Here is a 23,998-nt window from a genome sequence, read left to right as displayed (position 1 = left end):
AGATGAGCGATCCTGCCGCAGCGCCAAACGAGGGACGAGCGCCGAAATCGGTCCTGTTCATGTGCGGCATGAATTCCATCCGCTCCCCCATGGCCGAGGTGATCGCCAAACGATTGGTCGCGCCCGGCATCTACATCCAGTCGGCAGGTGTGCGGGCGGGCGAGCGCGACCCCTTCGTGGATGCGGTGCTGGAGGAGCAGGGTTTTTCGCTCGGCAAGCACAAACCGCGTACTCTGGAAGAGATCGAGGATGATTTTTTCGATCTGATCATTACATTAACACCAGAAGCTCATCACGCCGCACTGGAACTGACGCGCTCGAACTCTCTCGATGTGGTCTATTGGCCCACCATGGATCCGACGGTGGTCACTGGCACTCGGGAGCAAATACTCGACGCCTATCGTGAGGTGCGGGACCATCTTGCAAAACTGATTGCCGAACGCCTGCCGAAGCGGCAACAGCCGGTGGCGGATACGCTTTCAAAAGACTGAAAACTGCCTCGGCCTGTTAAAATCGATCGCGATTTTCAAGCCGATGCTTTAGAGGTTCACAAATGTGCCGGGATTGTGTAGTTTCCGCGCAATTTTCCCGGACAGGACACGGTCCGGCACTATCAACAGGAAGAAAACCCTTACATGACAAAAGAAGAAGTCCTTGAATTCCCGGGCATCGTAACCGAATTGCTGCCGAACGCAACATTCCGCGTGAAGCTTGAGAACGACCATGAAATCATCGCCCATACGGCGGGCCGCATGCGCAAGAACCGCATCCGCGTTCTCGCAGGCGACAAGGTTCTGGTCGAAATGACGCCTTACGACCTGACCAAGGGCCGCATCACCTATCGCTTCAAGTAATCCGTTTCCGCATCCTACGCCCGGCAGCGCAATGACGAATTCAAAACAAAAGCTCGTTCTGGCTTCTGGATCGCCGCGGCGTCTGGAGCTGCTGCATCAGATCGGCATCGAGCCGGCTCGCCTGATGCCGATGGATATTGACGAGACGCCCGTCAAGCTCGAGCATCCGCGAACGCTCTGCCGCCGTCTTTCCTTGCAGAAAGCGGAAGCGGCGCAGGCGGCGCTGAAAAACGAGCAGGCCTGGAAGGACGCCTATGTTCTGGGGTCCGACACGGTCGTTGCTGTCGGTCGACGTATCGTGGGCAAGGCCGAATATACGGAAGAGGCTTCAGCGGCCCTGCATCTTCTTTCCGGACGCAGCCATTGGGTCTATACCGGCATCTGCCTCGTAACCCCGGGCGGCAAGATCCGGCAGAAAGTGGCGGAGACCAAGGTACGCTTCAAACGCCTGTCGACCCGTGAGATAGATGCCTATATCGCCTCCGGGCAATGGCGCGGCAAAGCGGGCGCTTATGGTATTCAGGGCATCGCCGGCGCGTTTGTTCAGAAATTGACGGGCTCTTACACCAATGTCGTCGGTCTGCCGCTCTATGAGACCATGTCGCTTCTTGCCGGTGAAGGGTTCGAGGTGACGTCTGGCTGGCTGGAGGGATAGGCTGTGGCAAAATCCTCCACCGAAGGCGCTGGAAACGTTACGCCGCTCCGCAAATCCCAACCGTGCCCGGAATGCGGCCGACCATCGACGCGGGAAGACTACCCGTTCTGCTCGGATCGCTGCCGCTCGCTCGATCTGGCCCGCTGGCTGAACGGTTCCTACGCCATTCCCGTAGCGGATGATGAGAGCAGCGCCGGCGGACGGGATGGTGACAAGAATTCCTCCGACTGAGGACATCCGCCGGACATTCCGGCGGAACCAGATATTTTAGAACTTTTACTCGCAATTGATATTCGCCGGACCGCCAATGGTCCGATAATTCGCTCCAAACCGGCTGATGCCTATAACAGACAGCCAACAAGGTCCCATGATGGACGCAGGCCCGCAAAAGAGAGTCAGTCTCCGCGCGCTGCTTGTTGCGGTGCTCGTCGTCTGTTTCGCCATATCGGCCACGGTTCTGCTCGCCAATGACAAAAAGCATCTGAGAAGCCTGCTCACCTATCTCAATCTGGCGCCCGCTCCTCTTTCCGCCGTACCATCTGCCAGGGCAAAACCCGTCAAACGGCAGAAGCCTGCCGCGAGAACCATTTATCTGCCACCTCACCTGCTGAAATTCGAGCGCAATGGCGCAAGAGCGTCTTTCGCCCGCGATTTCATCATCTCCGGTAAAGACCTTTGCGACCGATTCACGGCCGAAGGCTTCTCCAGCCCGCAAGGCTGGCACCCTAGCCCGGTGAATAACCGCAGCTTCGAATGTATGGCCGATCTGGGCGAGGCAACGACGGCGGACCGGGCTGACGCGGCATCGCTTTTCCTGGAAATCCGCGGCGAGGTTTCCGGGGAAATCCGGTCCGTCAGGCTGAAGGCAGTTGCACCGCAGACATCGGCCGGACGCGCTGTCAACGCGAAGCTTGCGGCAGCACTTGCCATGATTATCGAGCAGACCCGTTGGAGAGATATTGGCTCGGTGCTTGAACCGGCGCAGAAGATGCAACCGTATCAGGCGCGACACTTCGGCATTTCGGCTTCCGTGAAGCCGGAACCCACCGCGCCGCACCGCGTGAATGTGATTTTGCTCGCGACCGAAACTTCGGCCGGACTGAAGCTGACACGCAGCTTCTTCGATCGTGATCGATGGCTTCGCCCAGCCAGCGCGTCAGACCGCCCGACTGACTATCGTTCAGTCAAGAAAAACAGGGCAAGGTGATGCGCAGCCGGTTCATCCTATCGCCGCCAGTTTACGCCGTATTGGAGGAATCATCTCGTTTTTCTGGGCCTGGCGCTTGGCCTCCCATTGCAACGCGGTGCGGACGATGGTCGAAAGATCGTTGAAGCGCGGACGCCAACCAAATTCTGACTGGATCCGTCCCGAATCCGCCACCATGGTGGCGATGTCGCCGGCCCGGCGCGGACAGTGGATGACCGGAAAATCATGTCCGGATTCCCGCTGCACGGCATGCAGGACGTCAAGCACCGAATAACCGACGCCATAACCGCAGTTGAGCGTTCTTGTGCCGCCGCCGGCGCGCAAATGGGCCATGGCCAGCATGTGCGCTTCGATGAGGTCGCTGACATGGATATAGTCGCGAACGCCGGTGCCATCGGCTGTCGGATAATCCGTCCCGTAAACCTCCACGTGATCCCGGCGCCCGGTTGCAGCTTCGCATGCCACCTTTATGAGATTAGCGACGCCTGTTGGCGAAGGTCCGGCGCGACCCTGGGGGTCGGCTCCGGCCACATTGAAGTAACGCAACGCCACGTAGTTGAAGTCATGTGCGCGCACGACATCCCGCAGCATGATTTCAGAAGCGAGTTTCGACAGACCGTAGGGATTTTCGGGGCTGAGGACCGCCGTTTCTGGCACCGGGCCTTCGAAAGGCTGGTTTCCATACACAGCGGCTGTGGAGGAGAAGATGAAATTGCGGATATCATTCCGCACCGCGGCAGCGACAAGCGCGCGGGTGGTGCCGGTGTTGTTTTCGTAATATTCGAGCGGCCGGCTGATGGACTCGGGAACGCTGACGGAGCCGGCGAAATGGAAAATGGTCTCGATCTGATTTTCTTCGAAAATCTGGTCGAGCAACGCGGGATCCGCCGCATCGCCGAGATAAAAACGCGCCGCTGGCGCGACGGCCCAGCGCGATCCGGTCGAAAGCCGATCGACAACGACGACTTCTTCCCCGGCATCGAGCAAAGCCCACACCATGTGGCTTCCTATATAACCGGCCCCACCCGTGACCAGAACAGCCATGACACTACTTCCCTGTTTGCTTTTCTTGAGCTCATCAAAGCCAATAATTCTTCATCATTGATTACTTGCACAGCGAATACCCAGCCAATCTTCCGCCTCTGTGAAAAGGTGGCTTACGATTGGTTAGTGCGATGCAAGGCATTTTATTTATTGTATGAAAATGTTCTCATAGACGGAACGAGGGCGCATTAGCACAAAAAAACCCGCACGTCGATGGCTACGCCGTGGGGTTGTAATTTTCGCGCTTCGGCGTGATGCGTGAAGACGAGCCGGACAGAGGCGTGCCGATGCTATGTAGGCGCCGCGAAAGGGCAGAGATGCCGGCGAGCGAGGCTTACCGACTAAGGATGTAAGAGGCCAGCCTGTCGGCCGCGTCTTCTATCTGCCTGGGGTTGCGCAGGAAGCAGGCGCGGAGGAACAATTCTCCCCCTGGGCCGAAGGCAGTTCCGGGCGCAAGGCCGACGCCGGTCTTATCGACGATATCAATCGCGGTTGCGCGGCTGTCCGTCACTCCATCGATCTTGAGGAAGGCATAAAGAGCGCCATCCGGTTTCAGAGTTTCGACGCGGTTCGTTGCAATCAAGGCGTCACAGAGAATATCGCGTGAGGTCAAAGCGCGCTCGTAATTCTCGCGAATGAAACCATCGCCCTTGTCGAGGGCCGCGACCGCGCCGCGCTGCATGAATTGCGCCACGCCTGACGTGGAATATTGGATAAGGTTTTCGATCACCTGGCCGATGACTGGCGGAGCGACAAGCCAGCCGACCCGCCAGCCGGTCATCGACCAGTTCTTCGAGAAGGAATTGGCGAAGACGATCTTGTCGTCCGGCTCCATCACATCGAGGAAGGACGGCGCGCGGCTGCCGGAATAATGATAAAACGCATAAATCTCGTCGGCGACGATCCAAAGATCATGTTTGCGGGCAAGCGCCAGAACATCACGGAGATTGTCTGCCGTCGCCGTCCATCCAGTCGGGTTGGAAGGCGTATTGATGAAAAGCGCCTTCGTCTTGCGGGTAATCGCGCTTTCCAGCCTGTCGATATCGAGATCCCAGCGGCCATCACGAAAATCGATGCCGACCGGAACCGCCTTCGCCCCTGCCACACCGATGGCGGCAACGATATTCGGCCATGTGGGTGAAAGATACACCATCTCGTCGCCCGGTGACGTCAATGCCTGAACGGCAAGCACAATCGCCTGCATACCTGAACCGGTCGCATAAAAATGCTCCGGCGGCAGCGGTGCCGCGAAATGGCGTTCGTAATAACGGCTCAGCGCCTGGCGCAGTTCTGGAATACCGCGCTGCCAGGTATAGAAGGTCTCGCCATTGTTCAGACCATCGATGGCGGCCTGATTGATGAAGTCGGGGCTTGGCAGATCGCCTTCGCCAACCCACAGCGGCAGGAGGTTGTCCCGCCCCCGGGCGTAATTCACGACTTCGACAATACCGCTCTCGGGAGCCGCCAGAGAGCGTGCACTCAGACTGTTCAAAATGGACATTAAAGACACTCCGTTTGGTGCCTTCTTATCGCATCGCACCCGCCATGTGCATGATAATCCGTGAGGCGGCCATGGATTTTCTTTATGGATCATCCCGGCAGGAGATCGCCGGCCGCATGGGCCGGCGGTTAAACCAGATTTATCTGGCTCAGCGCGTCTTCAGCAGATCGCGAATTTCGGTAAGCAGCCTCACGTCCTCCGGCGGCGGGGCAGCTGCCGGCTTTTCCTCGACCTTCTTGCGTTCGACGGAATCGCGAAGCTTATTGACGCCCTTCACCATCAAGAAAATGATCCAGGCGAGGATGAGGAAGTTGATGAGAACGGTCAGAAAGTTACCGTAAGCGAAAACGGCGCCCTGCTCGCGGGCTGCGGCGAGCGAGGTGGCATTGACGTTAGAGCTCAGTGGCAGGAAGTAGTTCGAGAAGTCGAACCCGCCGAAGATTGCGCCGACGATAGGCATGATAAGATCGTTGACGACGGAGTCGACGATCTTGCTGAAAGCGGCACCGATAATAACACCCACGGCAAGGTCCATGACATTGCCGCGGGCAATGAAGGTTTTAAATTCGTTAAGCATTCAGATTGTCCCTCTCGTGCTTTGCGAGCTGAAGCTATGTGACTGTCCCTACACCTTCAACCATACAGATTCCCTTACACTTTTGGAATTCGTCAAGATTGCATTTATCGGGTTTTTTGCGCGCTGATCTTGAACTTTATGATCAGACCGCGCTCATTCTCAATGGCGCGGATTTCGCCTATGCTTGATATCAGGAAACTCTTGCATGGGAGGATGCGTGCTTCCTGGGTGGATCATATTCGGTTCGGCTTTCGCCTATATCCTGCTGCTGTTTGCTGTTGCGAGCTACGGGGACAGGAAGAGCCGTAAGAGAAACGCGCCGAAAAAGGGGCGTCCGTTCGTCTATGCGCTCAGCCTTGCGATCTATTGCACCTCCTGGACCTATTTCGGTGGTGTTGGGCTTGCAGCCGACAAGGGACTGGAATTTCTTGGCATCTATACCGGGCCTATCCTTGCCTTCACCCTTGGCATGCCAATCATCCGACGCATCGTTGAGCTTGCCAAAACGGAAAAACTGACCTCGGTTGCAGACTTCATTGCCGCCCGTTATGGCAAGAATTCCACCGTGGCGATGATTGTCGCCATCATCGCGCTCGTCGGCGCCATTCCCTATATCGCGCTGCAGCTGAAAGCGGTTTCCAGCTCGGTGGCGACGATGGTCGACCCCGGTGATTACGGCATCGGCAGCGGCAACCTCTATTTCCTCGATCTGCCGCTTGTTGTCACCATTGTCATGGCGGGCTTCGCCGTCATGTTCGGCACCCGCCACACGGATGCAACCGAACATCAGGACGGGCTCATACTGGCGATCTCGATGGAATCGCTGGTCAAGCTCGTCGCCATGTGCACCGTCGGCTTCTATGTGCTCTTCGTGCTCTTCGATGGTCCCGTGCATCTGTGGCAGCTTGCCTCCGCAAATGAACAGGCGATGCAGGCCATCTCCTATCACACGCCCGTCAGCCGCTGGATCGTCATGACCCTGCTTTCCGGCTTCGCCATCATCCTGCTGCCGCGTCAGTTCCATGTCACAGTCGTGGAAAACCGGACGCCGGAAGAGTTGCGCATGGCGGGGTTCCTGCTACCGCTCTATCTCATCGCCATCAACATCTTCGTACTGCCGATCGCTCTTGCAGGCATTCTGACGCTCGGCGCCAATGGCGACGCCGATCTCTACGTGCTGCAACTGCCGCTCAACCATCAGATGCCGGTCGTGTCCCTGATCACCTTCATCGGCGGTTTTTCGGCCGCGACCGCGATGGTGATCGTCGCGTCGGTCGCGCTGTCGATCATGATTTCCAATGACATTGTCATGCCGATCTTCCTGCGACAGAAGCTGTTGAATCGCTCACCGCACCGGGACAACTTCGCCAAGACCCTGCTCAACATCCGCAGAACGGCGATCTTTGCCGTTATGCTGCTGGGTTATGGTTATTATCGCGCCGCCGACAGCGCCACGGGTCTCGCCTCAATCGGCCTGCTGGCCTTCGCTGCAATTGCCCAGATGGCCCCTGCCCTTTTCGGCGGCCTCTTCTGGCGGCGGGCCAATGCGCGCGGCGCAATCGCGGGGTTGAGTTCCGGCTTCTTCGTCTGGGCCTATCTGCTTTTCCTGCCGAGCTTCGGCGGGCCTGACAATTCCGAGGTTGCGGCGAATATTCTCGGTTTCCTGTTTTCCGGCAGCACCGTGTTCAACGGGCCTGAAGCCGATCCATTCGTGAATGCAGTCATTCTCAGTCTTCTCGTCAACAGCATGGCGTTTGTACTCGGCTCGCTTTCGCGCAATCCAAGACCGGTAGAACGCATTCAGTCCGGCATCTTCGTCAAGCGTCATTCAAAATCGCAATTCGCCACCCGCGGCTGGAAAACCCGTGTCAGCGTCGGCGATCTGAAAAGCGCGATCGCCCGCTATCTCGGCGAGGAGCGCATGCTCCGTTCATTGGCCACCTATGAAAAAACGGCCGGCAGAAAGCTGAATGACGACCAGCCGGCGGACATGGCGCTGATCCACTTCTCCGAACAGTTACTCGGCAGCGCCATCGGCTCTTCCTCCGCCCGCCTGGTGCTCTCGATCATTCTGCAGAAGGCGGAAGACACCAGCGCAGACACGGCGTGGCTGCTCGACCAGGCAAGCGAAGCGCTGCAGTATAATCAGGACATGTTGCAGACGGCGCTGGCGCAGATGGACCAGGGTATCGCCGTTTTCGATAGCTCCCAGCAGCTGACGATCTGGAACCGGCGCTTTCGCACTCTTCTGGACCTGCCCGAGCAGTTCGGCCAGGTGGGCGTACCACTAACCGACATCGTCTCCATGCTGCAGGAACGAGGCGACATGCCGGCCGGTGATACGGAACAGTTGATCACCAGCTTTCTGACCATGGACCTGCCATTCCCTCTGGTGCTGGCGGGCGGCGAACGCATCATCGAGGTGCGCTCCAACACGATGCCGGACAAGGGCATTGTCGCAACCTTCACCGACATTACCCAGAGGGTGGCAAGCGATCAGGCGCTGAAACAGGCTAATGAAACGCTGGAACAGCGCGTGGTGGAGCGGACCGCCGAACTGACCCGCGTCAACCGCGCGCTGGCTGAGGCGAGAGCGGCAGCCGACGAGGCGAATATCGGCAAGACGCGGTTTTTCGCCGCCGCCGGCCACGATATTCTCCAGCCACTGAATGCCGCCCGTCTCTATTCATCCTCGCTGGTCGAACGGCTCGGAGAATCGGGAGAAAGCGAACTCGTGCAGAATATCGACTCAGCGCTGGAATCGGTCGAGACCATCCTTGGCGCGGTGCTCGATATTTCCCGTCTGGACACCGGCTCGATGAAGGCGCGCATGACATCCGTTCCGCTGAACGACTTGCTGAAGCGGATCGAGACCGATTTTGCGCCGATGGCGCAGGAGAAGAACCTCGACCTCGTGGTCATGCCGACTTCGCTGACGGTACGGTCTGATCCCAACCTCCTGCGGCGTCTGATACAGAACCTGGTTTCCAACGCCATCAAATACACGTTGAAGGGCAAAGTGGTTGTCGGCGCGCGCCGCCGGGGCGGCGAAGTGGTCATTCAGGTGACGGACTCCGGCATCGGCATACCCGCCTCCAAGTTCCGCACGGTCTTCAAGGAATTCGCCCGGCTGGACGAAGGTGCAAAAACGGCCTCGGGCCTCGGCCTTGGCCTTTCCATCGTCGACCGGTTGTCGCGCATGCTGCACCATCCGGTTCAATTGATTTCCACGCCGGGCAAGGGCACGACCTTCCGTATTCACCTCACGCGTGAGGGAGATCGTGTCGCACCCGCGAAGTCGGGCGGCCCCATCGCCAATCCTGCTGCCAGCGATCGCCTCCAGGGCGTGCGGGTGCTGTGCATCGACAACGAGCCGAAAATCCTTGAGGGCATGACGCTGTTGCTGACTGGATGGGGCTGCGACGTTTTACCAGCGGGATCCGTGGCGGTGCTGGAAGAACCATTTCTTTCTCTGACCGCAGCACCCGACGTCATCGTCGCTGATTATCATCTTGATGATGGCGATGGCATCAGCGCCATCCGCCTCATCAGGACATTTTATGGCAAAACGATCCCGGCTCTGCTGGTAACGGCGGATCGCAGCCCGGAAGTGCGCAGCGATGCCGAAAAATACGGAATTGCCGTCCAGCACAAACCGGTGAAACCGGCGGCGCTGCGCGCCTATATCAACCAGATATCCAGTACCGTGCGGGCAGCGGCCGAGTAAAAACTCCCGGACCTTGCGATCCGGGAGCGGTATCTATCTTCAAAAACCGGCGTATCAGGCCGCTTGATTGTACCGGTCTCGGCCTGTCGCCGAGCCCTGCTCCATCTGGAACCGCTGCACGAGTTCGAGAAGCGCCTTGACTTCACCGGACAGTATCATGCTGGCCGCGCTTGACTGTTCGGCAAGCGCCGCGTTCTGCTGGGTCATCTGGTCCATCTGGTTGACGGAACTGTTGACGTTGTGAAGTGCGGAAGACTGATCCTGCGTTGCCGTCGCAATGGTTTCGACATGCTGGCTGACGGTAACGATCTGCTGGCTGATGGCGGAAAGAACCGTGCCCGCCTCCTGCACCAGCTTCGACCCGGAACTGACCTCATGCGTCGACTGGTTGATGAGCTGCTTGATCTCGCGGGCTGCGTCGGCGGAGCGCTGTGCAAGCTCGCGCACTTCCTGCGCCACGACGGCGAAGCCCTTGCCGGCCTCACCAGCACGTGCGGCCTCGATACCGGCATTGAGCGCCAGAAGGTTGGTCTGAAAAGCAATGTCGTCAATGACCTCGATGATCTGTTCGATCTTGCGCGAGGCGTCTTCGATGCGGCCCATGGCGTCGACGGCATTGCTGACGACCGAACCGGAGCTGTCGGCGCTCTGCTTGGTAATGCGAACGGCCTCATTGGCCTCGCGCGCCCTTTCAGCCGATGACTTGACGGTGGCGGTGATTTCCTCGACAGCGGCAGCGGTCTCCTCCAGCGAGGCGGCCTGGTTTTCGGTCCGCTTCGACAGATCGACCGAAGATTGCTCGATTTCGATACCGCTGTGCTGAATGATGAGCGTGCGCTCCCGGATCTGGCCCAGCGCATCCCGCAGGTTGAGCAGGGAACTGTTGAAGTCCGTGCGCAGCCGGTCGAGGCGACCTGAGAAGGGCGTATCAATCGTACGGCTGAGATCGCCACGCGATAGCCTGCCGAGACCGGACGCAATCTCGTCGACCGCGAATTCGATCTGGCCGTCCAGCTCCCGTTTCTCGGCGTCATTGCGGTAACGTTCGGACTCGGCCGCAGCACGTTCCTCGGCGCTCTTGCCCTCAATCGCCAGTTTCTCAAGTGCATTTTCGCGGAAAATCACCAAAGCGCGGGCAATGTTGCCAAACTCATTGGTGTTGGTGGCATAGGGGATCGGTGTATCGAGATTGCCGTCCGAAAGGGACTTCACTGCATCGGTCAGCTTGCCCAGGGGCTGAAGCGTACGCTTGATGACGAAATAGGCGAGCAAGCCGACGCCAAGCATGGCGAGCCCGCCACAGATCAGCATCATGTCGCGCAGGCTGTATATCTGCGCATCGTAGACATCCATGGGAACACCCACGAACAGAATGCCGACGGTTGCGCCGGTTTTGTTCGTAACGGGCATATAACCCGTCATGTAGCTGGTGCCGAACAGCGTCGCGGTGCCAAAATAGGATTCACCCTTGGAGACTTTTTCGAAAGCGGGATGATCGGTCGCAAGCTTGGTTCCTGCTGCTCTCTCGCCCTTTTCGTTCTTCAGATTGGTGGTCATGCGAATGAATTCGCCGCCTCTGGCTTCAAAAACAGTGGAGATGCCACCGTTTCCGGCTGCGGTGCGGTCGACGAGATCATTATCGCGCATCGTTCCGATGCTGGCGCGGCCCACGCTCTTGAGGTCGCCATCCACCAATTCGAGGGCAACACCGCCAACTTTCAGTTCGTAAAGGATCGCCATGCTGCGCATTGCGCTGTGCGTGTCACGCAGCGCGGTGGTGATGATATTGTCCTTCAAGCGAATGTAAGTCGAAAAACCAACCGCCGCCACGCTGAGCGCGATCAGGCCGATCGTCAAAGCCACGACCTTGCCAGCAACGGACTTAAAGAGCCGGTTGTGCATGAAACAGTTCCCCAAAGCCAAACTTATAAAAGTTCTAATGGGCAACTGTTAAAAAAACGCGAAGTGCCGGCGAAGGGGGCGGTAGACCCGCCCGCCGTTAATGGATGTAGCCGAGCCGGATGGCTTTCGCGATCGCCTGGATACGGTTGACGGAATCAAGCTTGATCGTCGCCGAACCAAGATAGGCGTTGACGGTGTGTACCGACAGCCCGAGCTTGACCGCGATTTCTTCGCTGATACGGCCATCGCCCGCCAGTTGCAGGCAGGCGATTTCCCTCTCGCTCAACGCTTCCGAGGGCGCCGCCTTGCGCTCGTCCAGCGCCAGCATATCGACCATGATCTCGCAGCACTTGATGTGCTGTTCGATCACCACTTCATTATCGAGAACGAGATTGGTGCCGCAGAAGACGATATAGCCGTTACCGATGGTGCCGAGGCGCACCGGTAGCGCCAGACCCGCATAGGGCAACGTATCGTTCTCGATCCGGCGCAGAAGCGCAGGCACGTCGGGGAGATCAGCAAAACCGCCGGCATTCTTGTTGCGCCAGATGACCGGCAGAAGCGACGTCTCGATGTGATCGAGAAGAATATCGCCGACAGCGCGAATGAACTGCGTGCTCTGCTCCGCGGCATTCATGCCCCAGTTTTCCAGCTCGCAGGTCAGCTTCTTCTTGTTAGGGAAACCGGAAGCGGCCGCCTTCGTCACCACGAAATTGCGCGCGCCGACCAGCTTCTGCATGGCGACAAGCTTCGGAAACAGATCCGACCGGCTCGTCACGACAGGGCTGCGGTAAAACATGCCCGTTTGACCAGTACCCTCATTGTCTTTCGTCTGTACCATCCGTCCGACCATTATACGAGGTTGTTGCGCACGGCGTAGGCAATTGCCTCCGAGCGGGTTTTTGTCGCAGTTTTACGCATCACGCTTGTGATGTAATTATTGATCGTATTGCGTGAAATGCCAAGGATCATCGCAATTTCGTCACTCGTCTTGCCTTCCGCGATCCAGAAAAGGCACTCCAGCTCGCGCTCGGTGAGGTCGATATCGCGCACGGCTTTTGCCTCGCTGGCAATGCCGAAACTGACGCAATAGCCCGTCAGAAGCGCGATTTCACGCAGGCGTTCCGGCGACGGAACCGCTTCCTCGGGGAACAGCAGCAGGAGAGAAAGGCGAATGCGCCCCACGCAGAAAGAGAGCGCAGAATACTGCCGGTCTATGCCATAGGGAACCGAAACGTCCTCTGGAAGCAATAGCAGCCGCGGCTGCAGAAGCGAAAGGCATTTTTCCATTTCGCTCGAACGGTTCTGGCTATTGGCAAGCTCGACGCCCAACCGGCGCACCAGATCGAAAGGCCAATCGGATGTGACGATGAATTTAAGCCCGGTTTCTTCGAGAAGGTCATCCCGCGCCAGTAGGTAGTGCGAGGCGCCAGCGTAAGTCACGAGCAAATCAAGCGCGCCTGCAACGTTACCGGCAGCAGCCGTGGCTGCGACGTTCTTGGCAAGCTGATCACGCGGCAGGGGCTTACCCATGCCCTCCATAGGCTTGGCAGACAGCCTGCGGATATCAACATCGACTTTCAATCGCCTACGCCCTCTTGCTCCCAGTGGGAGATTATACCTCGGGATGGAATCATTCCATTCGAGAAGCTTACCAAAATGGGACGGCAAGCCCCCGGAGACCGAATCATTTCATTTTATGGAACGGACTGGGATTTGCCATTACCTGACACCAGCCTTTCCACGTATTTCACCGTTCGTCTATTGCTAAAAAAACATACTGAAAAGCTGTTCAATCCATAAACGGCATTCTCAGCCAATTCCCAGCAAACTGTATCGTTGCTGAATTTTTTGTAAACACTGTCCTAAAACGAGATTGCCACGATGCGTCCGCCAAGGATAGCGAAAAGCCCAAAAACGGAAAAAAGGCCGGGTAAAACTCCGGCCTTTTCGATATTACGCTGCTTTTTCCACTGCCCATTTGCGCAGAATCTTGGCGGCTCTTTCCTCGCTGATTTCCACCATGCGGGAGAGCCTGCGTTCGGGCCCTTCGCGTACCCGGCGGTTGAAGGTGCCTTCGCCATCGCCGCCCGCCAGAAGATCGTCGGTGCTGTCGAAGCCGAAATCCGCCCCGAACCCTTCCATGAGACCGCCCGCGCCCGCATCCATGCCGGGAGAGAAGTCCGGCAGTTCGAGACCGGCGGCTTCCTGGCTGAGCTGGCCTGCGGCCGCGCCATTGCCGGTAACCGTGCGGACCAGCGGGCGTACACCGAGCCAGACGACAAGGAAGGCGACCGCGACAAAGGCGAGGGAATTGATGATGCCGGCGGAATTGCGGCTCAGCACTTCCATGACACCCGGTCCGCTGGCGGCCTCGTCAAGCAATTGGGTTTCGAGGAAATCCATTGCAGTCAGGGTGACCATATCGCCACGGTCGGACGAAATGCCGGCGGCGGAGGTGACGATCTTCTGCATTTCGGCGAGGTAGGCGTCGATCTTGGCCTGATCGGCGGGTTCACCGACCATCTTTGCGATACGCCCCTTGTTGACGACCACGGCGACGGAAATCTTTTCGACCGTATAGCCGTTCTTCACCGTGGCGACCGTCTTGGAGTTGATCTCGTAGTTGGTCTGTTCTTCTTTCTTCGCCGATTCGTCCGACGATTGCGGCGTGCTGCCGCCGCCCTGAGGTGCGGCCTGCGGAACATTCTGCTCCACGGTCGCGGCCGTGTCGGGCTGCGTTTCCTGCGACTTCTGGTCTTCTTTCACGGTCCGCACCGACCGTTCGACACGCGATTCCGGATCGTAGACGGTTTCCTGAATCTGGCGGCTGTCGGTATTGAGCTGCGCCGTCACGCTCGAGCGGAAATTGTCCATGCCGAGGAAGGGCGCCAGCGCCTTGTCGATATTGGTCTCGATTTCCTGCTGAACGTTCTGCGCCAGCGTCAGCGAACGGTTCATGGCTGCATTGGTGACGTCGTCACCGGACGCCAGAAGCTGACCCGTGGAATCGAGCAGGGTCACATCGTCGACTTCAAGGCCGGGAACGGCCGAGGCAACGAGGTGACGAATGGAAGCGGAAGCCTTGCGGCCGGCGGAGGCGCTCGCACGGATCATGACAGATGCGGTGGGCTTCTGTTCGCCGCGGCGGAAATTGCCGACGTCGGGCATGACGATATGCACGCGTGCGGCTGCGATGCCATCGATCTGCTGGATGGAGCGGCCGATCTCACCCTCAAGGGCGCGAACGCGCGTCACTTCCTGCATGAAGGAGGTCAGGCCTAGAGAACCGACATTGTCGAAAAGTTCATAACCGGCATTGGCGCTGTCGGGCAGGCCACGTTCAGCCAGAAGCAGCCGCGCCTTGCTGGTAAGCCCGACCGGGACCTGAAGGCTGGAACCATCGGTCCCCACCTGAAAGTCCAGACCCGACTCGGCGAGCGCAATGCTGATCTTGTTGAGGTCGCTCTTTTCAAGCCCCACATAAAGGGTCTCGTAAGCCGGACGGTTCACATAAAGCGCTGCAGCGAGGATAATGGCCATGGACACAACGCCCACGCCGCCCAACATCAGCAGCCGCGTCTGCCCCAGCGCCGCGACATTCTTCAAGACCTGAGGGATTTGATTTAACAGATTCATTCTGTTCCGCACCGTCATTCATAGAGTCCGAGACCTTTTGGCCCCGTGATGACAATAGGGTGCGAAGCTTGCGCGAGCGTTGCCTTTCTCCGCATTCTGCGAAGAGGCAGGCGCCGCTGGAAACAGCGCTAGAAGAGGTCGAAGTCGCCGGAGGCCTTGTCGAGCGGCTGGGAATGGCCGTGGCGGAAGGCCGCGCCGAGCGCCTTCTGCATTTCAGCAAGCTTGACGAGGCTGAGCGCGGTGGAGACATCCACGATCCAGTCACCCGGGATGGAGCCGGTGATGGTGTCTATGAACTCGGCCAGGCCACGCGTCTTCTGGACCGCAAGGTCGATGCCCTGCAGCAGCTTGACGCCTTCGCTCGACAATTGGCCGCTGGTCACCTCAAGCAATTGCGGCTCGATGCGCTCGATGAGATAGGCGACATCGTGCAGTTCCGATACCACACGCATCAGAACATCCGGCAGGGCTTCTTCGAACGGAGTGGTGGCGGTGTGCTCTGCAAGCTGCATTGGAAACTCCGTACTAGAAAAATTCGATATCGTTGGCGACGGGTTTGGGCGCCGGCACCGGACGCGTTTCCATGGCCACCGTCTTCTGTGTTTCCGCGCCGCTGAGCGGATGCTGGCGGGCGCGGCCCGAGACCGGCCAGAATTCGATCTTGCGGCCATGTTCCCCGCCCGTGGAGGAGCTTATGACTGGAATGCCTTCATCCTTGAGAAACTTCATGGCGAATATGGCATTCTGCTCACCGACATTGGAGAAGCTGGCGATCGTCTTCGCGCCGCCGAAAATCTTGGCCTCCAGCCGGTCACGACGGGCGCCCTGCTTCAGCAGGCCGTTGATCAGAAGTTCCATGAGATGCACGCCATAACGCGTCGCATCTCCGCCGGTCACGCTACCGGTTCCCGGCAGCAGGAAGTGGTTCATTCCTCCAACGCCGGAAACGGGGTCTCTCAGACAGGCAGCCACGCACGAACCGAGTATCGTCGTCAGCACCACATCGGGATCGCTGACGACCTTATACTCGCCCTGAATGATATGTACGCGCTTGGCTGCAGCTTCAATCATTTCAGCGATCCGAAAACCGCTTCGATGGCAGCACGCATCTTGTCGATGGTGAAGGGCTTGGCCAGCACGTTGTTGGCGCCGAGCTGGGCAGCCTTCTGCACCAGCGCGCGGTCGCCCTGCGCGGTGAGAATGATGAAGGCGGCCTTCTTGGTGGTCGGGTTGGCCCGCACGGCGTGCAGGAAACCGAGACCATCCATCTTCGGCATGTTGAAATCGGAGATGACGAGATGATGGGGCTGCTGCTCCATGATCTTCATTCCCTGCTCGCCGTCACCTGCGGCGGTGATCTGCTTGAAGCCGAGCTGTGTCAGCGCATCGCTGAGGAGCAGCCGGCTGGTCACCTGATCGTCAACGATCAGAACTTTGATCTTTTCTGCGAGAGACATTAGTCAGCACCTTCTTTGCGGGCAGTGGTTAGTTTGAGGATTTCTTCGCCGATGGAGCCCAGCGGCAATTGCTGTTCAACCGCGCCTAGCTCGTAGGCCACACGGGGCATGCCATAGACGACACAGGTTTTTTCGTTCTGGCCGACGGTACGCGCACCGGCATGGCGCATTTTCAGAAGTCCGGCGGCACCATCGCGCCCCATGCCGGTCAGGATGACGCCGACGGCGTTGCGTCCGGCAAGTTCGGCTACAGAGTCGAACAACACATCGACGGAGGGCCGATGGCCGTTGACGGGATCGCGCTCCACGAGCCGGCAGCAGGGCGCTGAACGATTGGCGATCTGCAGGTGACGCTCGCCGCCCGGCGCGAGATAGATCTTGCCGGTCTGCAGGCGGGCGCCATCCGTTGCCTCTTCCACCACAGGAGCGCAGATGCGGTTCAGCCGTTCTGCGAAGCTCTTCGTGAAGGTGGGCGGCATATGCTGGGTAATTACGGTCGGCGGGCAATTGGCCGGGAATTTCTGCAGCACCGCGATCAACGCTTCGACACCCCCCGTGGACGAACCGATGGCCACGACCTTGCGCCCCGCCCGATATTCGCTGACCGGAACCGGCTGCGGCGCGGCTGCGGCTTCCGGCCGCGCCGCGCGGTAAGCAGCGTGTTGGGAGCGCGCGGCAGCCTTCACCTTGTCAGCCAGATCGCCGAAGGGGCGCGCATCGCCTGGTGCCGGCTTGCCGACACAGTCGAAGGCGCCGATTTCAAGTGCCGCGAGCGAGGCGTCCGCCCCGCGATGTGTCAGCGACGAGACCATGATGACCGGCATGGGCCGCAGGCGCATGATCTTTTCGAGAAACTCCAGCCCGTTCATTTCCGGCATCTCGATGTCGAGTGTCACGACATCGGGATTGAGCTGCTTGATGGCGGCACGCGCTTCCATGGCGTTGCCGGCCTGCCCGACGACCTCGACCTCCGGATCGGCCTTGAGAACAGCCGAAATCAGGCCGCGCATGGTCGGACTATCATCGACGACGAGTACCCGTGCGAGTGCGCTCATGCCTTCCTCCCCGAAGCGTGACCGATGTAGCGATAGGTGGTGATACCCGTATTATCGAACAGGTTCTTGGCGTCACCGGAGACACGTTCGGAATGACCGATATAAAGATGACCACCTTCCGGCAGCAGGCCTGCAAAACGCGACCAGATGCGCATCTGCGTCGGCTCGTCGAAATAGATGACGACGTTGCGGCAGAAGATGACGTCGAAATTGCCCTTGAAGGGCCATTGCGTCATCAGGTTCAATTCATTGAAGGTGATGAGGCGCTTGACCTTGTCGTCGATCTGGAACTTGCGGCGGCCGCCAGCATCCACTTCCGTGAACCATTGCTTGCGCATGGCGGGAGACACGGTTTCGAGCGCATTATCGTCATAGACCCCGGCACGGGCCTGCGCCAATATCTTGGGGTCGATATCCGTCGCCAGGATTTTGAAGTCGTAATCGGCTGCATTCGGAAACATGGCGAGCACCGTGAGCGCTATGGAATAGGGCTCCTGTCCGTCGGAGCAAGCGGCGGACCAGATGCGAACACGCCCGCCGCTCTTAGCCCTTGCAATGAGGCCAGGAAGAACCTCATCACGCAAATGTTCGAAATGATGATTTTCGCGGAAGAAGCGGGTGAAATTCGTGGTCAGGTGCGACAGCATTTCGCGCCGCGCCTGCGCGCCATCTGGAGATGACACCAGAACGCAATATTCACGAAAGCCCGAAAGGCCGAGATTGCGGATGTGTTTCGACAGGCGGGAGTAAACCAGCGACGCCTTGGTGTCGTTGAGATAGATGCCCGCATCGGCATAGATCATCGCCGCGATTTCCGAGAGGTCACGTCTCGTCAGCGGGTACTCACCGCTGGCAAGAACGTCATCCGGAGACTGGCGCTGATCGTTGAAATTAAGTGCTGCCATGAATGATCCGCTTTCAACCCGCCGCCGCGAGCGACATTTCCTGCTTCAAGGGCTGTCCGCGCGAGGCGCTGACGATGGCATCGACATCCAGAATGAGAGCGACGCGCCCGTCGCCGAGAATCGTTGCGGCGGCAATGCCCGGAACATGGGTATAGTTGGCCTCCAACGACTTGATGACAACCTGGCGCTGACCCTGGATCGCATCAACCATCAGGGCACGCTGGCCGCCGCCTTCCGATTCCACCAAAAGAGCAACGCCTTCGACCGGATCGGCCTGCGTCGGGCGGAAATTCAGCACGCGGCCGACATCCACCAGCGGGCAGAAGGAGTTGCGGATGGAGATCAGCCGCTGGTTCGCACCGAAGGAGTGAATGTTCTTCGCTTCCGGCTGCAGGGTTTCTACGATCGCGGTTAACGGCACCACCAGTGTCTGTCCGGCAACCGTCACCACCATGCCGTCGAGAACGGCAAGCGTCAGCGGCAGGCTCATGGTGAAGGTGGAGCCTTGGCCGGGGCGCGAGGAGATGTTGATGCGACCGCCGAGCGCCTGAATGGAGCGCTTGACCACGTCCATGCCCACGCCACGGCCGGAAATGTCGGAAATCTTGTCGGCCGTGGAGAAGCCCGGGGCGAAGATGAGATTGTCGATCTCTTCATCCGTCAGGTTCGCATCGGCAGCGATGAGATCGTTGTCGATCGCCTTCTGGCGCACGCGCTCGCGGTTGATGCCGGCACCGTCGTCCTGAAGCTCGATCAGGATGCGGCCGGAGCGGTGTTTGGCCGAAAGCTTGATAGTGCCTTCCGGGTTCTTTCCAGCGGCTTCGCGCTTTTCGGGCGTCTCGATGCCATGATCAACGGCATTGCGGATCATATGCGTCAGCGGTTCGGCCAGCTTGTCGATGACCGTCTTGTCGACTTCGGTGTTCTCACCTTCGGTGACTAGACGGATCTGCTTGCCGATCATGTCGGCGACTTCGCGAACGATACGCGACATGCGCTGGAACACCGGTTTTACCGGCTGCGCACGAATCGCCATGACGCTGTCCTGGATTTCGCGCGTCAGCTGCTGCAGCTCGTCGAGACCCATATTGACGGCTGACGTACCGCTCGCATCGTTTTCGATGACGCTCTGCGACAGCATCGCCTGATTGATGACGAGCTCGCCGACGAGATTGATCAGGCGATCGACACGGTCGAGATCGACGCGGATGGTCTGGCCGGCACTTGCATTGGCAGCGGCATTGGCGTTTGCCTGCGCTGCGGCAGGTGCTGCCGCAGCTTCACGCTTTTCGATGGCGGCATTGACGCTCTGGGCGATCTGCGTCGTTGCGACGGCCGTTTCGACAGCTGCTGCAACATAAGACGCTTCCGCCGTGGCGACTTCAACAACGGGCTGCTCTTCCGCGCCGCTATCAAGCGCCGAAAGGTCGAACGGCACGGGGATCATCGGGAGTTCTTCCTCGTCGGCAGCGGCCTCCGAAAGAACTGGCGTGATTTCGAGATCGCAATCCCATTCGGCAAATTCGAAGACGCTGCGGATACCTTCTTCACCCTTGTCGGTCGTGATCGAAACCGTCCAGGAGAGATAGGATGCTTCAGGATCGAGTTTGTCGAGCGAAGGCAGCTCGGACATGTCGCAATTGATACTCATCTCCCCAATGCGGGAAAGATCGCGCAGCAGAAGTGCCGCCTCGTTGCCCTTTGAATAAAGCGATGCATGCGGCTTAAAGGTGATCTGGAAGGATGGCGCTTCCATCAGCGGCGTGGTTTCGTCGGCAAAGTCCGTGAAGGAGAAGGGGATCGGCTCGAAGCCGCTCTCATCCGTCGGTTTGGCCTTCACGGGTTCCGGCGCCTTTACTGCGACGGGAGCGGGCGCGGATGCCGGAACGGCTTCGCCGTTTGCCAGCGCCTCCAGTTCCTTCACGAGGCCACGGGTGCGGCTTTCATCGACGCTGCCACCGTCTCTTGCGGCATTGGTGAGGTCTGCCAGCACGTCGGCAGAGCGCAGCATGACTTTGAGAACATCCTGCGTCGGTTCCAGCTTATTGGAACGCACGCAGTCGAGGGTCGTTTCAAAGACGTGCGCAAAGGCCACGAGATCATCGAGACCGAAGGCACCTGCTCCGCCCTTGATAGAATGAACGGCACGGAAAACGGCGTTGACGGTTTCCGGATCACGGTCGCCGTCATTCAATTTAAGAAGCCCCGATTCCAGTTCGGCGAGCTGCTCCTCGCATTCCTGGAAAAAGATTTCCTTGATTTCGTTCATATCCATCGTGAAATGTCCCGTATCAGGCGGTTACGCGCTCAATGGCATCGATGAGTTTGGCAGGGTCGAACGGCTTGACGATCCAGCCCGTCGCACCGGCCTGGCGGGCGCGGTTCTTCTTCTCTGCATCGCTTTCGGTCGTCAGAACGAGGATAGGGATCGCACGGTACTTTTCGTTGCGACGAACACCCTCTATGAAACCGAAACCGTCGAGACGGGGCATGTTGATGTCAGTCACGATGACGTCGGGGTTGCTCTGCTCGAGCACTTCGAGGCCCTCGACGCCGTCTTCGGCCTGAATGGTTTCGAAACCGGCATTGTTGAGCGTGACCAGGAGCATGTTCCTGATCGTCCGGGAATCATCCACGGTAAGAACTTTTTTCTTCACTTTTGCATCTCCTTCAGGAGCAAATGATCGATATCGACGCCTATCAGTTTCATGGTCTTGTCGAATGCATCGGACACGCTGGCAAAGCCGAAGCGTTTGCCGTCCTCTTCCCAGGATTTGGCGCCGGCCATGAGGACCTGCGCACAAAGGGCGCCGATACGTTCCACCTCTGACGCGTCCACCGACAGCGGTGCTCCCCGCAACGTCATCAGCTTGCCGTGCAGGGCCGATGCTTCGTTGAGGTCCAGCACCGGTGACAGTTTCAGCATCGCCTCAGCTGCTTTTCTGGCTGCCATTACATGACTCCCTGACGTCTGAATTGTTGGTAATTCTGGCGGTAATCCGTGCGGCTATCCTCACGGGCCATAAATGATGATTGCTGCCGATCCGCACCGGTGGCGGCAGCGAAATGTTCCTGGCGGGCAATACGAAATTCACGCACGGTGCGGCCGAGTTCCAGAATGACGGTTTGAAGCGTGTCGGCCTCGGAGGCGCTCGCGCTGATATCGACGGCATTGCGGTCCGCCTGCCGTTGCTGCCCGCCAATATCGGCGGCAACAGATTGCAGTTCACCGGCCTGCTCGGCCATAAGCCGCGAGACTTCAGCGATCATGTCGTTGATGCCCGAGACCTGCCGGACGACGCCGCCGATTGCGTCCTGTGTGCGGTTGACCATGCGGACGCCGCCCTCGACCTGGGTCTTCGTGGTTCCGACGAGGCTCTTGATCTCCCTTGCGGCATCTGCAGACCGCTGGGCGAGCGCCCGGACTTCCTGCGCGACGACAGCGAACCCACGACCGCTTTCACCCGCACGCGCCGCCTCGATGCCGGCATTGAGCGCGAGAAGGTTGGTCTGAAAAGCGATCTCGTCAATCGTGCCGATGATCCTGCCGATCTGTTCGGCGGATTGTTCGATGTCCGACATGGCGTCGATCGCCTCGCCGATCGCACGGCCGCTTTCGACCGCCGCGTCGCGGGCGCTCGAAACCGCCTTTTCCGTCGCCGCAATGCGAGCGCCGTTTTCGGCAACGTTCCCGATCAGTGCCTGAATCGCATGCGAGGTTTCGGCAAGGGCTTCGGCCTGCTGGCGTGAACGCTCGGCAATGGAACGGCCGATATCGGCAAAACGTCCGCTCAAGGCCTCGGCCTCGCCGACGCTGTTATGGGCCGCCGTCAACGACGCGCCTATGGTTTCAAGGGCCGTGTTGAATGTTGTCGCGACATCCCGATAGGCGTCTGGAACGTCACCGTCTATCCGTGCGTGCAAATCGCCTGCCGCAAAAGCTTTCAACGCGACGCCGAAGAGGTTTGCCGCTTCAGCCCGGTCATTGTCGCGTTGTTCCTGAAGTTCGCGGCCATGACGCAGGCGTAGTTCATTAAAGCGCAGCGAGACCGCTATCTCGGTATCGACCATCACAAGGCGGACGACATTCTTTACCGCTTCGGCGAGCTCACGGCTCTTCTTGCGGCTACCCGGCAGGATGGATCGGGGCGCGTGTTCCGCCACCAGTCCACCAACGAGGTGCTCCAGAACGACGGCGTGGCTGGCGATTTGCCAGCGCGGATCGAGACCCATGCGGCTGGCATTGTCGGAAAGCACCTTCACCCGCTCGGCATAGAGCGCATCGAAACGTGCATCCGTCAAAACGCTCCAGTGCGACGATTGCAGATCGTGCAGGCGTTCGAGCTGGTTTTCGCTGTCGAAGGACGGGGAACAGTCCGGCATGGACTGGAAACGGGTCATCACATCGCGCAGGCCGGCCTTGACGTAAGGCTCCAGCATGCCGCGATAGCTGCGCAGGAAGTCGGATTGCGTCTCATCGAGGCCGGCAAAACGCAACCGCCCCGCCAGGCTTCCGCCTGCCGATCTGCGCGCTTGATCTGATGGCAAGTCCTGCCCCAACCGACGTCCCCAACAACATGACGGCCGGTGAAACCCGGCCAATTTGCCAAGGTTCAGAACGCCAGCACCCTGAGGGGATTTTTGAACGAACACACCCATCGCGGACGATGCGGCATCGACGCTTGCCAGACCTTCTTGAACCAAGAAACGAAATACCGGATCGGCACCGGTACGGCAGTGCGGCGTCATGCCTGGAAGGGGAGAGACCCCATTCCGCCGTGGAAATACCACCAATCTTTATGGTTAATTCCTTGCTTGAAAGTTAAGAAACGCGGCGTTGCGGGTCAAACGGTAAAATTTGTAAAGTCTTTTAACGGCCCCTGCCCCGACTTTGCCGCAAATGAGCAAAAACAAAAAGGAATCGAGCGCTTCGGGCGGTTTTTCCGGCCTGTGTGCTGGACAAGCGCGGGTGGCTTCCCCTAAAACAAATCAACGGGATATTCGCGCAGCGGTGATGCTTTAAAGAGACGTTTTCGATCAAGGAGATGCCAACTTGCAATGGATGGAGAAAGGCCGCAGTTCAAGGCGCCATCCGCAAGTGCTGATCGGTCTCGTGGTCGCCAGCCTTCTTCTCATGATCGGCTTCCAGGCGCCTTCGGGTATCAAGCCGCTTTCCAAGACCAGCCGCCTCGAACGCATGCAGACCGTCGATCTTGGCCGCTCCCTTTCGCTTCGCGACAAGGATTGCGACAACGGCGGTGATGTCGGTTGCCGGTCAGGCAATGCGGCCCCGGGTATTGGTCAGGACGCGTTTTCCTTAACCGCCGTCAGTGTTGACCTTGAGGCAAAGACGCGGCTCGTTGCTGTTGCCGTCGCGCCACAAGCGTCCCGAGACTTTGCCAGCGTGGTACCACGCGCGCCTCCGCATCTTATGTACTAGTCATTCCGGCGGTCATCATCATTGGATTCATTGGA

At 58.9% G+C, this 23,998-nt stretch carries 24 protein-coding genes; 8 read left to right on the top strand and 16 right to left on the bottom strand.

Annotated elements, in window-relative coordinates:
* Positions 1 to 2 precede the first annotated feature (2 nt).
* From HQN82_RS00840 to HQN82_RS00820, 5 genes are all read left to right on the top strand, one after another.
* Positions 3 to 491 (top strand): arsenate-mycothiol transferase ArsC, encoded by a 489-nt coding sequence (locus tag HQN82_RS00840; protein ID WP_077986634.1) that lies wholly within the window; start codon positions 3 to 5, stop codon positions 489 to 491.
* A gap of 144 nt (positions 492 to 635) precedes the next feature.
* Positions 636 to 854: a translation initiation factor IF-1 gene (gene infA / locus HQN82_RS00835; RefSeq protein WP_003503453.1), complete on the top strand. Its 219-nt coding sequence runs from the start codon at positions 636 to 638 to the stop codon at positions 852 to 854.
* 31 nt (positions 855 to 885) lie between these two features.
* Positions 886 to 1,509: a Maf-like protein gene (locus tag HQN82_RS00830; RefSeq protein WP_004439909.1), complete on the top strand. Its 624-nt coding sequence runs from the start codon at positions 886 to 888 to the stop codon at positions 1,507 to 1,509.
* Positions 1,510 to 1,512: 3 nt separating this feature from the next.
* The gene (gene yacG / locus HQN82_RS00825; RefSeq protein WP_004439907.1) at positions 1,513 to 1,740 is read left to right on the top strand and encodes a DNA gyrase inhibitor YacG; all 228 of its coding nucleotides are present in this window, start codon (positions 1,513 to 1,515) and stop codon (positions 1,738 to 1,740) included.
* Between the two features lie 139 nt (positions 1,741 to 1,879).
* Entirely contained in the window at positions 1,880 to 2,716 is an 837-nt protein-coding gene (locus tag HQN82_RS00820) for a DUF6030 family protein (RefSeq protein ID WP_173614980.1), read from the top strand.
* Between the two features lie 12 nt (positions 2,717 to 2,728).
* Here HQN82_RS00820 and galE read toward each other — a convergent pair whose 3' ends face one another.
* From galE to mscL, 3 genes are all read right to left on the bottom strand, one after another.
* Entirely contained in the window at positions 2,729 to 3,760 is a 1,032-nt protein-coding gene (gene galE, locus HQN82_RS00815; protein WP_004439901.1) for a UDP-glucose 4-epimerase GalE, read from the bottom strand.
* A gap of 334 nt (positions 3,761 to 4,094) precedes the next feature.
* Positions 4,095 to 5,261 (bottom strand): pyridoxal phosphate-dependent aminotransferase, encoded by a 1,167-nt coding sequence (locus HQN82_RS00810; RefSeq protein WP_173614443.1) that lies wholly within the window; start codon positions 5,259 to 5,261, stop codon positions 4,095 to 4,097.
* A 148-nt stretch (positions 5,262 to 5,409) separates the two neighbouring features.
* On the bottom strand, positions 5,410 to 5,838 hold the full coding sequence (gene mscL, locus HQN82_RS00805; protein WP_004439896.1) for a large conductance mechanosensitive channel protein MscL: 429 nt from the start codon (positions 5,836 to 5,838) through the stop codon (positions 5,410 to 5,412).
* Positions 5,839 to 6,055: 217 nt separating this feature from the next.
* On the opposite strand from mscL, the gene HQN82_RS00800 reads away from it, so the two are divergent.
* Positions 6,056 to 9,565 carry a PAS domain-containing hybrid sensor histidine kinase/response regulator gene (locus HQN82_RS00800; protein WP_112766172.1) on the top strand — a complete coding sequence of 1,170 codons (3,510 nt, stop codon included), beginning with the start codon at positions 6,056 to 6,058 and terminating at the stop codon, positions 9,563 to 9,565.
* Between the two features lie 54 nt (positions 9,566 to 9,619).
* On the opposite strand, the gene HQN82_RS00795 is transcribed toward HQN82_RS00800, so the two are convergent.
* From HQN82_RS00795 to HQN82_RS00735, 13 genes are all read right to left on the bottom strand, one after another.
* Positions 9,620 to 11,467, bottom strand: a complete 1,848-nt coding sequence (locus tag HQN82_RS00795) for a methyl-accepting chemotaxis protein (protein WP_006697661.1) — start codon at positions 11,465 to 11,467, stop codon at positions 9,620 to 9,622.
* 97 nt (positions 11,468 to 11,564) lie between these two features.
* Positions 11,565 to 12,266 carry a transcriptional regulator VisR gene (visR, locus tag HQN82_RS00790; RefSeq protein WP_034496317.1) on the bottom strand — a complete coding sequence of 234 codons (702 nt, stop codon included), beginning with the start codon at positions 12,264 to 12,266 and terminating at the stop codon, positions 11,565 to 11,567.
* Positions 12,267 to 12,319: 53 nt separating this feature from the next.
* Positions 12,320 to 13,051: a transcriptional regulator VisN gene (visN, locus tag HQN82_RS00785; protein ID WP_004439885.1), complete on the bottom strand. Its 732-nt coding sequence runs from the start codon at positions 13,049 to 13,051 to the stop codon at positions 12,320 to 12,322.
* Between the two features lie 372 nt (positions 13,052 to 13,423).
* Positions 13,424 to 15,106, bottom strand: a complete 1,683-nt coding sequence (gene fliF, locus HQN82_RS00780; protein ID WP_004439882.1) for a flagellar basal-body MS-ring/collar protein FliF — start codon at positions 15,104 to 15,106, stop codon at positions 13,424 to 13,426.
* Between the two features lie 128 nt (positions 15,107 to 15,234).
* The gene (cheT, locus tag HQN82_RS00775; RefSeq protein ID WP_004439880.1) at positions 15,235 to 15,618 is read right to left on the bottom strand and encodes a chemotaxis protein CheT; all 384 of its coding nucleotides are present in this window, start codon (positions 15,616 to 15,618) and stop codon (positions 15,235 to 15,237) included.
* Positions 15,619 to 15,631: 13 nt separating this feature from the next.
* Positions 15,632 to 16,177: a chemoreceptor glutamine deamidase CheD gene (gene cheD, locus HQN82_RS00770; RefSeq protein WP_004439878.1), complete on the bottom strand. Its 546-nt coding sequence runs from the start codon at positions 16,175 to 16,177 to the stop codon at positions 15,632 to 15,634.
* On the bottom strand, positions 16,174 to 16,563 hold the full coding sequence (gene cheY2 / locus HQN82_RS00765; RefSeq protein ID WP_003503467.1) for a chemotaxis response regulator CheY2: 390 nt from the start codon (positions 16,561 to 16,563) through the stop codon (positions 16,174 to 16,176). Before cheY2 ends, cheD begins: the two co-directional genes overlap by 4 nt.
* Positions 16,563 to 17,618: a protein-glutamate O-methylesterase CheB gene (cheB, locus tag HQN82_RS00760; RefSeq protein ID WP_004439876.1), complete on the bottom strand. Its 1,056-nt coding sequence runs from the start codon at positions 17,616 to 17,618 to the stop codon at positions 16,563 to 16,565. The genes cheY2 and cheB overlap by 1 nt, the downstream gene beginning before the upstream one ends.
* Positions 17,615 to 18,523, bottom strand: a complete 909-nt coding sequence (cheR, locus tag HQN82_RS00755) for a protein-glutamate O-methyltransferase CheR (protein ID WP_004439874.1) — start codon at positions 18,521 to 18,523, stop codon at positions 17,615 to 17,617. Before cheR ends, cheB begins: the two co-directional genes overlap by 4 nt.
* 13 nt (positions 18,524 to 18,536) lie before the next feature.
* Complete coding sequence (locus HQN82_RS00750) at positions 18,537 to 20,798, bottom strand: chemotaxis protein CheA (RefSeq protein ID WP_035206775.1); 2,262 nt, start codon at positions 20,796 to 20,798, stop codon at positions 18,537 to 18,539.
* Positions 20,799 to 20,814: 16 nt separating this feature from the next.
* Positions 20,815 to 21,180, bottom strand: coding sequence for a chemotaxis response regulator CheY1 (cheY1, locus tag HQN82_RS00745; protein WP_004439870.1), 366 nt, complete (start codon positions 21,178 to 21,180; stop codon positions 20,815 to 20,817).
* Positions 21,177 to 21,476: an STAS domain-containing protein gene (locus HQN82_RS00740; protein WP_022555601.1), complete on the bottom strand. Its 300-nt coding sequence runs from the start codon at positions 21,474 to 21,476 to the stop codon at positions 21,177 to 21,179. Before HQN82_RS00740 ends, cheY1 begins: the two co-directional genes overlap by 4 nt.
* Complete coding sequence (locus HQN82_RS00735) at positions 21,476 to 23,071, bottom strand: globin-coupled sensor protein (RefSeq protein WP_234904860.1); 1,596 nt, start codon at positions 23,069 to 23,071, stop codon at positions 21,476 to 21,478. The genes HQN82_RS00740 and HQN82_RS00735 overlap by 1 nt, the downstream gene beginning before the upstream one ends.
* 39 nt (positions 23,072 to 23,110) lie before the next feature.
* On the opposite strand from HQN82_RS00735, the gene HQN82_RS00730 reads away from it, so the two are divergent.
* Together HQN82_RS00730 and HQN82_RS00725 are read left to right on the top strand one after the other, a co-directional pair.
* Positions 23,111 to 23,506: a hypothetical protein gene (locus HQN82_RS00730; RefSeq protein ID WP_161794457.1), complete on the top strand. Its 396-nt coding sequence runs from the start codon at positions 23,111 to 23,113 to the stop codon at positions 23,504 to 23,506.
* Between the two features lie 79 nt (positions 23,507 to 23,585).
* Positions 23,586 to 23,963: a hypothetical protein gene (locus HQN82_RS00725; protein WP_045532846.1), complete on the top strand. Its 378-nt coding sequence runs from the start codon at positions 23,586 to 23,588 to the stop codon at positions 23,961 to 23,963.
* Positions 23,964 to 23,998: the final 35 nt, after the last annotated feature.

The organism is Agrobacterium pusense, from assembly GCF_013285525.1.
GTDB classification, from domain to species: domain Bacteria; phylum Pseudomonadota; class Alphaproteobacteria; order Rhizobiales; family Rhizobiaceae; genus Agrobacterium; species Agrobacterium pusense.
The sequence above is the reverse complement of the archived record's forward strand: the minus strand, read 5'-3'. Positions and strand labels throughout refer to the sequence as shown.

Bases quoted from the DNA above. Each gene is read 5' to 3' on its own strand.
- HQN82_RS00840 (WP_077986634.1), top strand. From the start codon at position 3: ATGAGCGATCCTGCCGCAGCGCCAAACGAGGGACGAGCGCCGAAATCG.
- infA (WP_003503453.1), top strand. From the start codon at position 636: ATGACAAAAGAAGAAGTCCTTGAATTCCCGGGCATCGTAACCGAATTG.
- HQN82_RS00830 (WP_004439909.1), top strand. From the start codon at position 886: ATGACGAATTCAAAACAAAAGCTCGTTCTGGCTTCTGGATCGCCGCGG.
- HQN82_RS00820 (WP_173614980.1), top strand. From the start codon at position 1,880: ATGGACGCAGGCCCGCAAAAGAGAGTCAGTCTCCGCGCGCTGCTTGTT.
- galE (WP_004439901.1), bottom strand. From the start codon at position 3,760: ATGGCTGTTCTGGTCACGGGTGGGGCCGGTTATATAGGAAGCCACATG.
- HQN82_RS00810 (WP_173614443.1), bottom strand. From the start codon at position 5,261: ATGTCCATTTTGAACAGTCTGAGTGCACGCTCTCTGGCGGCTCCCGAG.
- mscL (WP_004439896.1), bottom strand. From the start codon at position 5,838: ATGCTTAACGAATTTAAAACCTTCATTGCCCGCGGCAATGTCATGGAC.
- HQN82_RS00795 (WP_006697661.1), bottom strand. From the start codon at position 11,467: ATGCACAACCGGCTCTTTAAGTCCGTTGCTGGCAAGGTCGTGGCTTTG.
- visR (WP_034496317.1), bottom strand. From the start codon at position 12,266: ATGTTTTACCGCAGCCCTGTCGTGACGAGCCGGTCGGATCTGTTTCCG.
- fliF (WP_004439882.1), bottom strand. From the start codon at position 15,106: ATGAATCTGTTAAATCAAATCCCTCAGGTCTTGAAGAATGTCGCGGCG.
- cheT (WP_004439880.1), bottom strand. From the start codon at position 15,618: ATGCAGCTTGCAGAGCACACCGCCACCACTCCGTTCGAAGAAGCCCTG.
- cheD (WP_004439878.1), bottom strand. From the start codon at position 16,177: ATGATTGAAGCTGCAGCCAAGCGCGTACATATCATTCAGGGCGAGTAT.
- cheY2 (WP_003503467.1), bottom strand. From the start codon at position 16,563: ATGTCTCTCGCAGAAAAGATCAAAGTTCTGATCGTTGACGATCAGGTG.
- cheB (WP_004439876.1), bottom strand. From the start codon at position 17,618: ATGAGCGCACTCGCACGGGTACTCGTCGTCGATGATAGTCCGACCATG.
- cheR (WP_004439874.1), bottom strand. From the start codon at position 18,523: ATGGCAGCACTTAATTTCAACGATCAGCGCCAGTCTCCGGATGACGTT.
- HQN82_RS00750 (WP_035206775.1), bottom strand. From the start codon at position 20,798: ATGGATATGAACGAAATCAAGGAAATCTTTTTCCAGGAATGCGAGGAG.
- HQN82_RS00740 (WP_022555601.1), bottom strand. From the start codon at position 21,476: ATGGCAGCCAGAAAAGCAGCTGAGGCGATGCTGAAACTGTCACCGGTG.
- HQN82_RS00725 (WP_045532846.1), top strand. From the start codon at position 23,586: ATGGAGAAAGGCCGCAGTTCAAGGCGCCATCCGCAAGTGCTGATCGGT.